Here is a 16,219-nt window from a genome sequence, read left to right as displayed (position 1 = left end):
TTAAAAATCAATGGCTGTCTCTTATATATTTACGTAAGGAATGACAGGATTACTATCTATTTTAACAAAAACAGAAAGGCTTTTTATGACAAATAATGAATCAAATACGAATCCAGGTCCGCTCTCGGGAGTGAAAGTAATAGACCTATCTTTGCTCCTCCCAGGCCCACTCTGCTCGCAGCATTTGGCGGATATGGGTGCTGACGTGATCAAAATAGAAAACCCCAGAGCGTATGATGGATCGCGTGCCATGTTCAAAGGTAAGGGAGGATATCCAGCACTTTTCATGATGCTGAATCGAAATAAAAAAGCGATCACACTCAATTTAAAGCGTCCCACTTCCAAAGAGATTTTATTTAAGTTATTGGAGGATGCTGACATCCTTCTTGAGGGCTTTCGTCCAGATGGTATGGATAAAATGGGTATAGGTTATGAAGTCTTAAAAGAAAAATTTCCGAAACTGATCTACTGTGGCATTTCAGGATATGGAACTTCGGGAAAATACGTAGATTTTGCAGGCCACGATTTAAATTATTTAGCAGTGTCAGGTGTACTCCACCAAACAGGCAATCCACCGAGAAGCGCAGGATTTCAGTTAGCTGATGTGGGAGGTGGAACTTTGACGGCACTGTCAGCTATACTTGCCGCATTGTACTTCCGAGAGAAAACGGGCAAAGGCCAACGAATCGATATTTCTATGACGGATGCATCCCTTCAATTCTTGTCTCTTTACGGAGGTATTTTTTCTGCGTCTGGAAAAACCCCTGAACCAGGCAATGATATCCTATCTGGAAAATTACCAAATTATAATATTTACCAAACCAAAGAGGGTAGATTTGTCGCGTTAGGTGCTCTTGAAGATATGTTCTTTCAAACTTTTTTAAAAGCTATCGGAATGGAAAATTTAACAAAAGAAATCCCTTTTGAAGACGAAAACTTAGAAAAAATAAAATCCATACTTACCGATTTTTTCTTAAGTAAGACCTATGCGGACCTAGAATCTATTTTTTTGAATGAGGATGCCTGTCTCTCTCCCATTCTTTCCATGGAAGAAGTGGCAAAAGATCCCCACCTAAGAGATCGGAAAATGGTTTTTGAAACCAAACATCCAAAGTATGGAGATATTTTACAATTTGGATCTCCCTTTCATTTTTCAGAAACACCTTTCTCTTACCGTATGGATCCACCGGAACATGGAGAACACACAGATGAAATTTTGAAGACACTTGGGTATTCACAGGGAGAAATAGATGGATTCAGGAAGGAGAGAGTGATTTAAGCGCACTTGCTTTTTTTTATGGAGTCTTGAAGATTTGTCTGAGGCCCTGTGTATAATGGGGCCTAATGAATCCCATGAAACTCATCCAATTTTCTGATTTACATCTTTCCGCGTCCAATGACCCAGAATACTGCTTGGATGTCCTTACGCAAATTGTAACCAAAGCAACCGATCATAGCTGCCATGCTATCATATTATGCGGAGATGTATTTGATACCTATGCTGATATGCTTTCCCTTCGTTCAAAATTTATAACGATCCTCACGTCCTTTGGTGGCAAAGTTTATTTCCTTCCGGGCAATCATGAATCGCTACGTCGCAATACTAAGGAACGTTCTTTTCCTACATTTGATTGGGGAAATCAGATCACGTTTCTTGACCAAGGACCGTATCAAATTTTACCTTTAAACGAAGAAGTGGAGCTACTTTCCATACCTCACCAAGAATCATATGGCGAACTCCTAATGGCCTTGCCTCCTAAAAAAATGGCGAAGGTGAGGATCGCCTTGGCTCATGCTACGGTTGTCGGGATGAGCTTTACTGGGCTCAAGGACGAAGAAGAGGAGGAAAAAGGCGGCCTCATCGATGTGACTCAGTTACAATCACTCGATTGTGACTATGTGGCTGTCGGGCACATTCATTCGGCTCGTTCACAAAAGTTCGGAAAGATGGAAGTCGCCTATGCGGGAAGCGCGAGAGTTTGGCGAAGTGGGGAGACAGGACCACGTAAAGGCATTTTACTAGATATCTCGAATTCACAAATTCATAAAACGGAAGTTATATTAGAAAAAGCCGGCATTTATGCAGAAGTTGTCATATCACTCGGTTTAGATGGAATGCCAGAAAAGTCTGCGGAGGATTATCTTTCCGTATTCTCCAATCAGGATTGGATACGCATCAAATGGCAGGGAGTGGTGGAATCCATGAAAGGAAAAATGGAATTTCAAGCCGCACTCAAGGCGAATTGGCAATCCAAATTTAGGAGACTTGAATTTGATACAGATGAATCCGAGATCATCATAGCAGAAAATTTATTGGAAAATGCATTCATACAAAATTTCGTAAAAGTTATGGATGCAAAGAAAGATGGCATGGAGATTTCGGAGTGGAGTCGAGCAAAAGAGTTAGGACTAAAGCTTTTGTTAGAGGTTCAAAATTAATGAATCTTAAATTAGAATCCTTCGGCCTCTTTAAAAATAAATCCTTCCCCTTAAAAACTGTAACTATTTTTTATGGACCGAATGAAACGGGCAAAACAACGCTCTTTGATGCTTTAGTTTCTGCTTTGATTCGCATTAAAGGTAACAGTCCTTATGTGAGAAAATTAAGAGATAGATATGGAGAGGTAAGAAAGGCGGAACTGGCAAAAACACTTTTAGATATTTCACCTGGTAAATTTTTGAATTCTTATGCCATACGAGAAGGAAAGGTCACGCTAGATGAAGATTCAAAAGAATCGGCTGAGCTATTAAATTCGATCCAAAAATCTCTTTTTGATAGTGGATATAATATCAGAAATTTAATCGAGACGTGTCAGAATCGGTTTTCGACTAAAAAAAATGTCAATGCAGGTAAAGAATTACATAAAGCCAAAGAATCCTATGAAGAAAAGCTTACTTCCTGGGAGCAGGCTGAGGAAGAACGGATTCGAACACTTGCTATGTGGACTGATCTTCCCGCAAAGGAAAAAGAGAAAAAAGAATTGGCAAATTCCTTAAAACAAAAGGAAGAGTCTATTTTGTTACTAAAAAAGCAAGCTGAGGATTTGCAGGCAAAACAAAAACATAAAAATACCGCTCAATTATTGCAGAGTGTATTAACATGGGAATCAAAAAGAGTTTCTGTGGAAGAGATGAAAAAATGGATTTCATCTGACAAAGACAAGGCGGTCATTAGAATTGATGAGGAAATAAAAAATCTAAAGTTAATAAAGAAAGAGAATCTCAGAAAATCCCAAGATATAACCGCTGGTTTATCTGCTTTACAGAAAGAAATTGGTGATCAAACCCTTCAAAAAAATAGACTTTCTAATCATGACGGGATAGCCTTCGACATTCAAAAGAAAATCGGGAGCGTTGATTTTGAAAATGCACCTAAGATACAAAAGATAGAATGGAAAATGCACATTTTGCTGACAGGCATTATTCTTTTGACCATCGGGATTGGCGTATCGTTTATCACTTATTTAAAATCATTATCATCATTGTTCTATGTATTTGCGGGTCTCCTTAGTTTTGCTGGATTGACGCTCGTAGTCAATTTTTCAAGGAAGCTAACGCTTGAAGTCGACTCATCGAAACTGGAAAAAGAATTTCAAGCATTAGCAGAAGAGCTTACTCTGCGAACGGATGGTACCATTCGTCCATTGATTTCAAGCAAAGAAGGAATCCGAGATGCACTTTCAAAATTTAAGGAATCCTTAGCAACAGCGTCCCGAAATCTAGAACAAACAAATGAGAGATTCCAACAGAGCCAAGAGCAGTTAGCTCGGCTTCGTTCCGAGGAGACAAAAATTGGAAACGAGTTGGTTACCAAGGAAAATGAATACTTGGAGATTTTAACTTATTTTGGAGTTAAAGATCTTCCTGAATTTCAGGAAAAACTTTCAAATGCGAAGGCGGATGAGCAATCCTTTCAGCACTTGCAGGCACAGATCCAAACTGCCCTTATCGATTATCAGCTAAAAGATGCATCGGCTTTAAAGGTTAAGCTAAAAGATGAATTGGAAACGTTTGAGCAGAATTTAGTTCCCTCTGATTTTTCCTCCGAGGAAAAATCATTACTCAAAAATCTAATGTTCCAAATTGAATCCGAGACAAAGGATTATCATAAACTGAAAGATATTTACTTTGCAAAGGAATCAGAACTTTCTGGAATCGTTGGCGGTTCTCAGGTAAAGATCAAAGATATTTTAGAAAAATGTGATCGTTTACGAAAAGAAAAGGAGGATGCTCAAGTTCTTCTAATTCAAATCGAGAAAAATTTTGCAGCATATAAAGTTTTAGCAGATATCTTTTCTGAAATGGAGACTGGATCTGAAAGTCAAATCTTAACTCTCGTTCATTCACTCTCCAAACGCTGGAATGAAATTTTACCAGAAGAGAATATTAAGAAAATAGAATGGAATGAGTTAAGTGAAATTCCTAAGGTTTTTGATAAAACAAATGTGATGCGAGATGTTGATTTGCTTTCTACAGGGACAAAGGAGCTTTTTTACTTTTCTCTACGTTTAGAATATGCACTTCGTATGTCAGCGGAAGACAACATCAATTGGTTGCTGCTCGACGAACCTTTTCGCCACATGGACCCAGCGCGAATGAACTCAGCGGTGTGTTATACTTTAGATTTTTTGAAAAAGGAAAAATGGCAAGGTGTGTTCTTCACTTTTGATACCATTTTGAAAGATGAAATTGAGCAAAATGCAAAGGAGATGGATCTCGATTGCATTTTGCATTCTTTGGGTTAAGTGAGTTTTTTTGCTTCTGCTAGGATCGCATCGTAATTAGGTTCACTTGCGATTTCTGGCACAAGTTCCACATAACGAACTACATCCTGTTTATCCACTACAAAAACTGCTCTGGCAGCAAGACCAGCCAATGGTCCAGAAGACATATGTACGCCATAGTTTTTCGAAAATGAAAAATCTTTAAATTGAGAACCAGTAACAAGGTTAGCGGAATCTATCCCTTCAGTTGTACAAAATCTCTTCATCGCAAATGGGAGATCGCCTGAGATGATAAGAGTTGTGATGGCTTCTTCTTTTGCGGCTTTTTCGTTGAATTTTTTTGTTTCAATGGCGCAGACAGCTGTGTCAAGGCTCGGAACAGAAACGAGAATTTTAACCTGACCTGACATATCTTTAAGGGAGATTTCGCTTAAATCTTGTTTTGTGACTTTGAAGTCCGGGGCTTTGTCCCCGGCTTTTGGCATATTTCCCTCTAGTGAGATGGGTGAACCTTTGAGTGTGACTGATGACATAATTTCTCCTACTTTTGGTTAGACTTGTTTGGAGGAGCAGAATGAAAACAAAAATTAAGCCAGCATCTCCTTGGCCAAGTGCGTTGCTTCTTTTAAGTAACCATCTGATATCAATTTGGAGAGTTGTGAGGTTTGAAGAACGTCAAAAGAATCTCTACCTGCAAAGAGTTTTGGGAACATTTCCAACTCCTGTTTTGTTAACACGCCGTCAAAGCAAGAGGTAAGCTGGAAGATTGAGAAAATAAGGTTCGCTTCCGCTATTGGGCATTCCGAAATTGCAGCTTCAAATTTTACATGATCATCCATTTCATCCATATCAAATTCAATTTTAAATTCCTTCACAAGCTTGAGTAATATGTATTCAAAGTTAGGGTGAAAGGTCTTTGTGAATACGATGGAATTTGCAATCCCTCGAATCAAGGTGGTTTTCCCCAATTGAGAAAGATTTGAATGGTGATTCCTAATATGTAAAAGGATGATTTCAGCTATTTTTCGGGAGATGATTCGTTTTCTAAGCTCATGTAAAATTTTATATGTTACATACGCATCCCAAAATCCTGTTATCGGCGCAGATATATATTCCACATAAAATCTCAAACTTGTTCTTCCTAGAAGAGCTTTGAGGAATATTTTTGCAAATAAATTTGAGACCATCACTTTGAGCTTATAAATAATCGTCTTTAGTAATACTGTTTTCTTGTTGAGTGTTTTGTAAGGATCAATTCCAAATAAGCGTAATTCAGGATCGGGAATCTCTAGGGCGATTCGGGCAAGCATGCCAGGAACGGGAGTAATTAGTTCTGGTTCTTCCGTTAATTCTAAGTTAGCTGCTTGTGCCATCAGATAGGCTTCATACAATCCAACCATAAAAAGTAAATAAAATTCAAGAAACGTAAAAACTCCAATTAGAAGAATTGTCAAGGAAATGGAAACGAATGCTTCGTTCGAACGAAGGGATGTAAATTTTGGTAAAAAAATGCTAATCCAAACAAATAAAAAGGATGGGATGAAGCCGATCAGAAATGAGTGAATCGTACCTCTTATAATTATTTTTTGAGAGACTTCTTGAAACGACTCATCGGAATCAACCGTGATTTGAATTCTTTTTTTTGCAATTTTGTAAAGTACGGATTTTCCCCATCTTTCCAAAAGCCCTGGCTGATACAGCTTTGTTGTTGGTTGCAAGCTAACCGCGTCTCTCCCGAATGATGTCTTTGGGTATGCTTGGAACATCGCCTGGCCCATCCAAAGGAAGGTATACCATAAAACGCGTCTTATTCGGTTCAGACTCCAATTCAATCCTCCCCTTGTGCTTTTCGATGATTCCTTTCACAATCCCGAGCCCGAGTCCCGTTCCCTCTCCTTGGTCTTTGGTGGTAAAAAATGGATCCCAAATTTTATCTTTGATGCTCGCTGGAACACCCGATCCGTTGTCCTCAAATCCGATCATCACATAATCCGAACCAATCCGTCTCGAAAAAATTTGAAGTTTCGGAGAGTCCGTTTTTTTCATAGCATGGAGGGCATTCGTGATCAAGTTGGTCCAAACCTGGTTTAGTTCGTCTAAATTACATTTAACAGGAGGTAGGTCAGAGTAATGCCGCTCAATCTCGACACCTTGCTTGATTTGGTTTTGCATGATGATGAGTGTATTCTCAATTCCCTCATGCAAGTCGGCTTCCGCGTAGGAAGATTGCCCAAGATGAGAATAGTATTTTAACGCTTTTACAATACGGACGATATTCTTGATCGCATATCTAATGTTCTTAACGTTTCGATGTAAACCGACACTGTTTTTGAGTAAGTCATAAACCTCCTTACCACCTTCTTTCCAAATATGCAATAGCTCTTTTTCTTTATTTGGTATCGACTGTTCTACGAGGAAAACAGATAGTTCGACGGCATCTGCTTCCGTAATACCTTCAGAAATGAGTTTTTGTTTGATTTCTTTTTTTAATTTAAATTTATCCTTCGGATCTACTTTTCCCTTAATTTCATCCTTTAGTAGACCAAACAGTAAATCCAGATATGTATCTCGCAAGCTTTGGTTTTGTATGAGTTGATTCAAATCAGAGAGATGCGAAAAAGTATAAATCATATTGGCTTCCAAGTTGTCAGAGGAGCCATTGATGACACCAGCGGGCGTGTTGATCTCATGTGCGATTCCTGCGACCATTACACCGAGGGATGCCATTTTCTCCGATTGGACTAAGTGTGCCTGTGCCTCCTCTAACTCCCTAGTGCGTTCGTGCACTTTTGCTTCTAGCGTTTCTGCTAAATTTACCAGTTGTTGGTAAATCATGGAATTAGAAATCGACATGAGCGAAACAGAAAGGATTTCGAGGATAATTTCAATCTCGTGTATGCCGTAACTAGTGTTATTTTTGTTTTTGCCAAGTAAAATAAAACCAACGAGGCTAGATTTCATTGCTAGGGTCGCAACGACTACAGAATTGGTCCTTTTAAAAAAACTTAGGGCAGGCTCTTTTACTTTTATATGGTTAGGTGATGATTCTTCTTGAAAATTTTCAATCAGGTGTATCCCTTCCCTTTCGGAAAGCCATAATAAAAAAGGATCAAATACGGGTAAAACCAACTCTTCATCGGGCTTTCCATCTTTGGGATAGGGGCGACATCGAAAATGTGCTTCGGCCTCATCCCAAGTGTAGACACGTACAAATTCAGCTGGAATTTTGGCCTCCAAAAAATTGACGATGGTTAAGCTGATGCGATCAGGATCATTGAAGGATATGAGTTCCTCTTTGAACTTTTCGAGAGCAAACAAACTTTGGACCAATTCGTCTCGTTTTTTAGGTTTCTCAGATTCTGTTGACTTGAGTTGCAATTTCGTATGAGTTTGAGCTTGCAAATAATTCCAGGCATAGAGGAAGGCATTAAATCCGAAAAGGACCAGGAGTGAGCTAAATTCCAGATAGTGTTGGTAAAAGAGAACGAGCAGAACTCCGGAAAGAAGTAGAGCAGGTGAATAACTCAGAAAAATACGAAAGAAAACTTGTATCTTCATTATTGTTGGTATTTACTGGAAGAGAGACCTAAGTTTACAAGGAAATGGATATTGGGTAAAGAACAATTTACGATCGCGCGGATCTTTGGAGCCTATTATGAGTTATACTCGCCCTCGACTTCCTATGTACGAGCGGTTCTTAAGGGGAAACTACGCCTAAATCAGAGTGAGGAACGCCATCCATTTGTAGTGGGTGATCTTGTACTTGCCGAATCCGGATCTGGAGATTGGGTCATCATCGAAAAAGCAGAGCGCAAAAACTTTTTAACTCGAAAAAGCGACCAAGGAGATAGTCATGTTCTTTGTGCTAACCTCGATTTGTTGGCGATTTTAGCTTCTTTAAAAGATCCTGAAACCAAAGACGGTTTTATTGATCGATTGTTAGTTGCAGCATATCCTACTCGTATCAATCCCCTCATCGTATTCACAAAAGCAGATCTCGTTTCCGACGAATACCGCCAGGAGCGCGAAGATTCTTATCGAAAATTAGGTTACGATGTCATTAGTGTTTCTACGGAAGATTCCTCAACTCTCACACCTTTCCTAGAAAGAATCCAAGGCAAACGGACATTTCTTTGCGGAAACTCCGGTGTAGGTAAATCTACTTTGCTTAACCATTTAACAAAGAATAATGATCAGAAAACGAATGAAATCAGTGGTAGTACCAGAAAAGGCAAACACACAACGACAAATTCCCTTGCTGTATTTCTCGAAGGGGAAACTGTCATTATCGATTCTCCAGGTGTCAAAGAGTGGGGAATTCTCCATGTCTCCAAGGCTGAAATGATGGAAAGTTTTCCCGAACTGCGAAGGGCTAAGGAAGACTGCAAATACGAATATTGCTGTGATTTCGGGGAAGATTGCAATCTCCTTAAGTCTGTAGCGGAAAACCTTACAGAATCCCGTCGAAAAAGCCTCGAAGCCATGATCGAGAGCCTAAATAAACCCCATAGAGTCACCCGACGAGACCATTGGTCGCAAAGTGTAACAAAAAGATATTAGGGAAAAGAGTTGCTTATCTCTCAGTTGTTATAGACTGAAGAAGAGTCGCTTTTCATGCGGAGGTGTGTTATGAAAATCTTTCGTTCCCATATTTTACCAAATTCAATCCTAATCCTAGGACTTATCGTTTTCGGATTTTCTTGCCAAAAAGATTCTAAGGATTCAGGTCAGGCTCCAGCCCAGACTTCAGGAGAAGCTCGCACAGCTGTCATTGCATTTATCAAAGGTGAGGTTGTCATCTTAAGAGAAGGAAGCCAAAACAAACCAGTCCTTGGGGATCCGCTCCTTCCCACCGATACGGTTGTCACAGGAACGAATGGTTCCGTAGAGATATTGTTAGGCGATGATGGAGTACTCAAACTCTCAAAAAATACTTCACTTCAATTAACGACTGCTTACGAGGCGAGAGGCCAGGAGCACAAAACGGAAGTGAACATGCAGTATGGTAAACTAGTTACTGTTCTGCATAAAGAAAGAAAGAATGATACGTTCAATGTTGTCACTCCGACGTCCATCGCGGGTGTGCGTGGAACATCCTTTTTAACTTCAGTAGAATCCCCCTCCTCAAACAAAGCGGGCGTTCCGTGTGGAAATGATAATTGCGTAGTTCGCTATGCTGTCCTTGATGGGTCCATCTCTGTGAAAAAGCCAAATTCAGACAATGAAATCATTTTGGACAAACAAAAAGAAGCTACAGTAGGTAAGGATACAAAGCTCAGCGATAAGATGATCCAGCCATTGGATTCGCAGTCCCTTTCTGATTTAAAAGAAATGTTAATTTTCGAGAATACCAAAATGCTTCAATTCGAATCACTCTCCAACGAATTGCGTGCGAATAGTGAAGAATTGAAAAAAATGGATGTTGGTTCCTCAGTAGAGGAAGTTGAATCTTCCATTCGCAAAAAAGAGATTTCGAAAAATAAAGCAGACGAAGTCATTACTACAGCAAAATCTGTGGAAGAGTCTAAATACATCCAAAAAGACATCCAAAAGGATTCCTTAAAATTGCCAGCCAAGGAAAGTTTTGATAAAAAATGAGATATGTTTTCTTTCTTGTCGCTCTCTGCATTTCTTGTGCTTCCGTCACTCAAATTGAAACTTTAAAGGAATCAGTTCCAAAGCCCGTTTATCGAGCTTTGGAACACGGTGTGTCTGAACCTCAGCCATCACTTGTCGATTATAAGGAAAGGTTGGCAAGCAAGCCGACTCCCAGTTTCATTCTAAATTGGTCGGCACTTCCGAACGATTTGACGGCCTCCGATCTAAATTTTCTCGAGGATAAGATTCTAACGAATCATAGTCGCTTCGGTAAATTCATCAGACTTCCTCAGGATCGAAAAGCTACGGTTGAGGAATTAAAAGCAAGTGATGTTGATGTCATCCTTAGTGCAAAGGTCGAAAGAGCCGATAATCAGTTAAAATTATCGATTACGTATCTAGATCCCATCCTTGGATCTGAGTTTGGTTCCTCCGCTTATGTTTTTAAATTCGAATCTGAAGATTCGATGAAATCAAAGAATAAAAAATTAGAGGTATACCAGTATAAAAATGGTTTGATCCCTCTTCGCCTCGCTCTTACCTCTTACTGGTCTGAAGCATTCAGCCCCAAAGATACAGAAATACAGGCCATTATGGAAGCAACTGTGAGAGGGCAGGTTTCTATTTTCTCTACTTCTCCTGGAACCCTTATCAACTTAGATGGCACCGATATTGGAAAGGCTCCCATCCTCAACTATCCAGTCTTAAACGGTAAACATACTCTCGCTTTTTCAAAACCTGGTAAAGACCCTGAATTGAGAAAACTCATTGTTCGCGGTGGTAAAAAAAGTAGAATTTTCCAAGAATGGAGTGATGACATTTCGCAAGGGACTCTATTTTTAACGAGTTACCCCGCAGGACTTGAGGTCATAGTAGCTGGACAAAAGAAGGGAAAGACTATTTATGCTGAGTCAGGAGTTCCTTACGGAAGTTATCCGATCCAGTTCATTCGCTCGAACGCTACTGACACATACCAGTATGCTGAATCCCCCCTTGCCGTACGTCCTAAGGGAATCTCGACTTTGTCATTACCGTTTGCGTTAGAGGAAGGAATCTCCTGGGAAGCAGAGGATTTCTGGAGCGTATCGAGTGGCTCACCAAACTTTTCTGTTAATTTTACAGGTTCCTTGACCTTTCAAAAGAAACAAGAATTACCGACAGGCTGGCACGGAGTCTATTCACAAAATCTTATCCCAGATAAAATTGAATCCACTCTAAAATTCGGAACCTCGACAGAGTTAAATGGTAAGTTTGGTTTTTTAATCTCTGACATTGAAGGAAAGTCAGTGCTTGTCGTTGTAGACAAGACAGATTTTCATATCGTGAAGTATGGTAATGGGGAAACAGATGCACCTGTGCATGTTTCGTATCGATGGAAAACAGAAGAGCCCGAAAAAGGTCGCACAATGTCTTGGACAACCGATCCAGAAAAACAAATGTTGAAGATCGCACTCGGAGGGACAACGGTTTTAGAGATACCATGGAACTTTAAAGTCCTCTGGCAGATCGCGATTTTAACTCCGCATGATTCGTTCTTATCTGGCAATCCGCTTCGTGGAATCAAAATCCATTATCCAGATATGGTTAAATTCGAGGAGAAACTAAAGAAATGAAATTTAAAATTCTCTCCCTTTCCTTCCTAATTTTTGCATTTTATAACTGTCAGTCTAGAGATTTCAAAACAGTAACTGTATCTGATGAGGTTGCCAGTGAGGTTTCCGCAGAAGACAGATTGGATTTGGAATCGGCTCGTGCGATTCTCGCAAAAGGAAACCTGCTTTTCCAAAAAGGAGAGTTTGGCGAAGCCATCACTCGTGGCAAAGAGGCAAACGAAAAAGTGGAAACTGCCGAAGGTTATGCGCTGATCGGCGCTTCTGAATACCAACTGGGCGAGTATGCAGCCTCAAAAGAGGCTTATGAATTAGGAAATCGTTTAGATCCAGAGAACGAAAAACTACTCATAGGACTTGGAACAGTAGAGAGCACTCTCGGCGATTATGAAGATGCCCTTCAGATTTACCAAAAGCTTGTGAAAATGGAGCCGGATGAACCCGTTTATAAGTATAAAGTGGGAACACTTCTAAAACTTCAGAAAAAATATGAAGAAAGTTATGTTACCTTAAAGCCACTTGAAAATCAAAAAGATTTTCCATACCCTGTGGAGCTATTAAATCAGTTAGGTGATGTTTGTCTTGAATTAAAAAAATACGACGAAGCCGAAGCTTATTTTGCGAAGGCAGAAAAACTGCAACCGGACCTTAAGTCCGCCCAAAATGCCAAACAATCTACCAAAGTAGCAGCCCTCATACAGAAAGGAAATGATGCGATCGCCAAAAAAAATTATGATTTAGCGATTGAGGAATACCAAAAAGCGACAGAATTACAACCAAACAATGCTTCGCTTTGGACTTTTCTCGGCAATGCCAACTTTCTAAAGGGGAATCTAAAGGAAGCAGAGTCAAACTTCCGTAAGTCGATTACCATCCAGGACAATTTCACAAACGGATACCTTGGTCTTTGTAATGTCCAAATCAAAAAATCAAACTTTTCTGAATGCTTAAAGATCGCCGAAACTGGGCTTAAAAAATCTCCAAAAAACGCAGAGTTGAAAAACAAATTGGGGATCTGTGAATGGAAATGGGGACAAACGCAAAAAGCACTTCTCAGCTTTCAAGATGCTTCCGCCTGGGACAAAAACTTTTTTGAACCTCGCATGAACTTGGCTTATCTTTTGCTCGACCAAGGCCGCAATGAAGAAGCCATAGATGCCTTAAAGAAAGCAGAGACCCACATTCACGCAGACAAAGATCAAATTAAAAAGGCATTAGCGCTCGCTGAATCTCAAATGTATATTTCAGAAGGCGATACTTATTTAAGGCAAGGGAAAAGAAAGCAGGCATTAGAGCTTTATGGCAAAGCCTTAGGAAGATCACCAAACGATCCAGCTCCTCATAATGCATTTGCAAAAGCATATTATGCGTTCAATGAATACAAAAAATCTGAGTCATCCTATTTGGAAGCACTTAGAAATGATGATAAAAATCTTATGGCTATCCAAGGTCTCGCGCGTGTGTATGCGAAAACAGGAGAATCTAAAAAAGAAGCAGAATACGTCGGCAAATTGCAGAAACTTTCTCAAAACGATCCTTATGTGGCGATTACTTTAGGTCGTATCGCAGAAGATTCAAAAAAATTTGACGAAGCAGATTCCATCTATCTCAGCCTACTCAAAAAATTTCCAGACAATGATGCCGTTCATTATCGTTTGGGTAATTTATATTATAAGCGAGCCGTAGATGAAAATGATAAAGAAAATTATACTAAGGCGATGGACTATGTCCAAAAGTCTAAAAAGTATTCAAAAGAGATTCCTGAGATCACGGAAACGGAACGAACCATAAAAGAAAACCTTCGATTCGCTGAAATCATTCCTTTTGTCCGAGAAGGTAACAAAGCATACGATAAAAAGAGATTTGATGATGCGATTGTATCCTATCAGAAAGCATATGATAAAGTGCCTAAACCGTCTTTACTTGTAAAAGTAGCCGAATGCTATATGTCAAAGGGTGAAGAAGAAAAGGGGATCGCCATTTTAGAAAAGGCGGCACGAGAAAATAAGGATCAGGCATCTTCGTTCCACGAAGGGATCTACGCATTCTTCTATAAAAAGGGAGAAATCGGCAAGGCCGAAGAAGGATTCAATAAACTTATCTCGGAAAAACCCGATTCATTTTACAGCTATTATATGTTAGGTCTTATCTCGATGAAAAAGAAAGACTATGAGTCTTCACTTTCAAATTTTGATAAATCTATTTTATTAAACGGCTCGTTTGCACCTTCAAATGTAGCAAAAGGACTCGCTTTTTATAAGATCGGAAAACCCGAAAATGCCAAAAAGGAATTTGAAAGAGCCAGGTCAAAAGATGGCGAATTCTCCATTTCTTCTTATAATTTAGCCATAGCTTACTTTAATGAAGATCTAACCACGGAATCAAAATCAATTCTCGAAGCTTTAAAAAAATCTGATCCTGATTTTGCTGATGGGGAGATTCACCTTGCATATATTTATTTCAAAGAAGGTAAATTGAATGAAGCTGAAGATTCGATTTTAAATGTTTTAAAGGAAGAACGATCTGCTGAGGCGTTATATGCGCATTATGTGATACTTGATGAAAAGTCGAAGAAGACACCCTCTGATAAAATTACCAGCAAGAAAATCTCCGTCCAAAAAGAGATTTGGAAAAATTTTCCTGACTCAAAGTATGCGCGTTTGCTTCCTACAGACAAGCAGGAAGAGGGTATCATTATTACAGAAGTGGCCCTTTCTGGGACGCCTGTTGAGTTGCCTTTACTTTATCCAAATCGGGTCATCGTCAATTACGGAGAAAGCATCGTAGGCCTCGATCGCGAAACAAAAGAAGTTACTTGGAAATTTGCTACGCCTGCTCCTTTTAAGAGACTGATCGGAGGCAAACAAATCTTTGCTTTTCGCTCTGGCTTGATTCAAAAGATTTATCCCGATACCGGAAAACTTGGAACCTCCATTGAGCTCAACACCGTGGACGAAATCGTTTCGGCAGAGCTGCAAATTGATAAAATTTTTCTCCTCACCGAGAACCAGAAAACCAAACAACGATTTTTTCAGATCATGACCGTTGATGGCGATTTGCTTTTTACAGCAAAGGATAAAGACATCCATACCTTTGGATTAACCTCATCTGGGTCGATTCTTTTGATTAAAAACAAAAAGAATGAATATGGATTTTCCTCCCTACCAAAAGACAATTGGAATGCACCATCCAAAGAGGCATCACTTCTTAAAAAAGATCAAGGTGAAAAGTTGATAGTCAATGGATGTTTGGCAAGTTCTTGTTTGATTCGGATTGGAAATCAATTCCTAGTAGCAGACATGAACGGTAAAATTGTATCTCTTCCCGCAAGCGGAAGTTATGTGAATTCGTATCCTTTAGATGACTCGATCCAAATTAAGACATCCGATAAGTTGTTGGTATGGAAGGGTGAAGCGAAATGGAATGAAGCAATCACTTCCCAAAGTGAATTGAAATATCATTTAGCTGACACCACTTTGGAAGTTAAGGGAAAAGAAATCGTCCTCACAAAGAGCAATGGCAAAAAAACTTTTTCCTGGGCACCAGAGAAGGACAATAAACGAATCAGCACGATTACGATTGATTGACCTTGCGCCTCTCTAAATAGTAAATTTTTTTCCCTTCGTTTCTTTTTTCGGATTCGAAAAAGGAAACGGGGAAATTCGGACGCTCAAATGCATACTCTTCATCAAACGCATACAATTCTTTCATTTTTCGCAGTAAGAGAATGGTCTTGCGAGCATACGGACCATAATCTGTAGCAAACAAGAGACGGCCATTTGGTCTTAAGAGGGTGTGGATTTCTTCTAAAAAGGGTGCCTGCATCGCTCTATTTTTATGATGTCTACGTTTTGGCCAGGGATCTGGAAAATTGATGATGATCGTATCAAAAATCTCACGGTCCAGGATTTCTGTAAAAAACCACTGGAAGTTAGTGGTCATATAACGAATATTCTCCAAACCCAGTTCCGCTCGTTTGGCTTCGGTAGCCTTTACGCGATCGATCTTCTTTTCCATCAGTAAAAAACCAGTGTTTGGGTTTCTCTTAGCTAATTCAATCGCCACCTCACCCCAACCGGAACCAAGTTCTAAGCAGAGGGAATCTGTCTCTTTCGGGAAAACATTTTTTAGGTCGATTTTTTTTCCCCATACTTTAGGTTGCAGGAGGTAGTCTGAGGTATAGGGAGTTCTGAGTGCGAACTTCCACAACTTTTGTTTCACGTCTGGATTTACTATCAAGGGAACATTTGCCTAATTACCGATACTAAGAATACAAATACTTTTGTA

11 protein-coding genes are annotated in these 16,219 nt (G+C 39.6%); 7 read left to right on the top strand and 4 right to left on the bottom strand.

Annotated elements, in window-relative coordinates; all coding sequences use genetic code 11:
* Positions 1 to 85 precede the first annotated feature (85 nt).
* The 3 genes from EHQ58_RS03350 (at position 86) to EHQ58_RS03340 (ending at position 4,745) form a co-directional block, all read left to right on the top strand.
* The gene (locus EHQ58_RS03350; protein ID WP_135622136.1) at positions 86 to 1,279 is read left to right on the top strand and encodes a CaiB/BaiF CoA transferase family protein; all 1,194 of its coding nucleotides are present in this window, start codon (positions 86 to 88) and stop codon (positions 1,277 to 1,279) included.
* Positions 1,280 to 1,353: 74 nt separating this feature from the next.
* Positions 1,354 to 2,439, top strand: coding sequence for a metallophosphoesterase family protein (locus EHQ58_RS03345; protein ID WP_167883518.1), 1,086 nt, complete (start codon positions 1,354 to 1,356; stop codon positions 2,437 to 2,439).
* On the top strand, positions 2,439 to 4,745 hold the full coding sequence (locus EHQ58_RS03340; RefSeq protein ID WP_135621978.1) for an ATP-binding protein: 2,307 nt from the start codon (positions 2,439 to 2,441) through the stop codon (positions 4,743 to 4,745). Before EHQ58_RS03345 ends, EHQ58_RS03340 begins: the two co-directional genes overlap by 1 nt.
* Here EHQ58_RS03340 and tpx read toward each other — a convergent pair.
* The 3 genes from tpx to EHQ58_RS03325 are packed head-to-tail and all read right to left on the bottom strand — an operon-like array spanning position 4,742 to position 8,282.
* On the bottom strand, positions 4,742 to 5,257 hold the full coding sequence (tpx, locus tag EHQ58_RS03335) for a thiol peroxidase (protein ID WP_135621976.1): 516 nt from the start codon (positions 5,255 to 5,257) through the stop codon (positions 4,742 to 4,744). The genes EHQ58_RS03340 and tpx overlap by 4 nt on opposite strands.
* 54 nt (positions 5,258 to 5,311) lie before the next feature.
* Positions 5,312 to 6,442, bottom strand: a complete 1,131-nt coding sequence (locus EHQ58_RS03330; protein ID WP_135621973.1) for an LBF_2804 family protein — start codon at positions 6,440 to 6,442, stop codon at positions 5,312 to 5,314.
* Between the two features lies 1 nt (position 6,443).
* Positions 6,444 to 8,282: a sensor histidine kinase gene (locus EHQ58_RS03325; RefSeq protein WP_135621971.1), complete on the bottom strand. Its 1,839-nt coding sequence runs from the start codon at positions 8,280 to 8,282 to the stop codon at positions 6,444 to 6,446.
* 51 nt (positions 8,283 to 8,333) lie between these two features.
* Between EHQ58_RS03325 and rsgA the strand changes: the two genes are divergently transcribed.
* The 4 genes from rsgA (at position 8,334) to EHQ58_RS03305 (ending at position 15,519) form a co-directional block, all read left to right on the top strand.
* The gene (gene rsgA, locus EHQ58_RS03320) at positions 8,334 to 9,284 is read left to right on the top strand and encodes a ribosome small subunit-dependent GTPase A (RefSeq protein WP_135621968.1); all 951 of its coding nucleotides are present in this window, start codon (positions 8,334 to 8,336) and stop codon (positions 9,282 to 9,284) included.
* 69 nt (positions 9,285 to 9,353) lie between these two features.
* Positions 9,354 to 10,322, top strand: a complete 969-nt coding sequence (locus EHQ58_RS03315; RefSeq protein ID WP_135621966.1) for a FecR family protein — start codon at positions 9,354 to 9,356, stop codon at positions 10,320 to 10,322.
* Complete coding sequence (locus EHQ58_RS03310) at positions 10,319 to 11,935, top strand: LIC10124 family lipoprotein (RefSeq protein ID WP_135621964.1); 1,617 nt, start codon at positions 10,319 to 10,321, stop codon at positions 11,933 to 11,935. The genes EHQ58_RS03315 and EHQ58_RS03310 overlap by 4 nt, the downstream gene beginning before the upstream one ends.
* Positions 11,932 to 15,519 (top strand): tetratricopeptide repeat protein, encoded by a 3,588-nt coding sequence (locus tag EHQ58_RS03305; RefSeq protein ID WP_246047089.1) that lies wholly within the window; start codon positions 11,932 to 11,934, stop codon positions 15,517 to 15,519. Before EHQ58_RS03310 ends, EHQ58_RS03305 begins: the two co-directional genes overlap by 4 nt.
* Here the strand turns inward: EHQ58_RS03305 and trmB are convergent.
* Positions 15,506 to 16,171, bottom strand: coding sequence for a tRNA (guanine(46)-N(7))-methyltransferase TrmB (gene trmB, locus EHQ58_RS03300; protein WP_135621961.1), 666 nt, complete (start codon positions 16,169 to 16,171; stop codon positions 15,506 to 15,508). The genes EHQ58_RS03305 and trmB overlap by 14 nt on opposite strands.
* Positions 16,172 to 16,219 lie beyond the last annotated feature (48 nt).

Origin of the sequence: Leptospira ognonensis (assembly GCF_004770745.1) — a bacterium.
GTDB lineage: Bacteria > Spirochaetota > Leptospiria > Leptospirales > Leptospiraceae > Leptospira_A > Leptospira_A ognonensis.
Note: the sequence above shows the minus strand (reverse complement) of the source record. Positions and strands in the feature narration are given on the sequence as shown.

Excerpts from the sequence above, each read along its gene's own strand:
- EHQ58_RS03350 (WP_135622136.1), top strand. The coding sequence starts at position 86 with ATGACAAATAATGAATCAAATACGAATCCAGGTCCGCTCTCGGGAGTG.
- EHQ58_RS03345 (WP_167883518.1), top strand. The coding sequence starts at position 1,354 with ATGAAACTCATCCAATTTTCTGATTTACATCTTTCCGCGTCCAATGAC.
- EHQ58_RS03340 (WP_135621978.1), top strand. The coding sequence starts at position 2,439 with ATGAATCTTAAATTAGAATCCTTCGGCCTCTTTAAAAATAAATCCTTC.
- tpx (WP_135621976.1), bottom strand. The coding sequence starts at position 5,257 with ATGTCATCAGTCACACTCAAAGGTTCACCCATCTCACTAGAGGGAAAT.
- EHQ58_RS03325 (WP_135621971.1), bottom strand. The coding sequence starts at position 8,282 with ATGAAGATACAAGTTTTCTTTCGTATTTTTCTGAGTTATTCACCTGCT.
- EHQ58_RS03315 (WP_135621966.1), top strand. The coding sequence starts at position 9,354 with ATGAAAATCTTTCGTTCCCATATTTTACCAAATTCAATCCTAATCCTA.
- EHQ58_RS03310 (WP_135621964.1), top strand. The coding sequence starts at position 10,319 with ATGAGATATGTTTTCTTTCTTGTCGCTCTCTGCATTTCTTGTGCTTCC.
- EHQ58_RS03305 (WP_246047089.1), top strand. The coding sequence starts at position 11,932 with ATGAAATTTAAAATTCTCTCCCTTTCCTTCCTAATTTTTGCATTTTAT.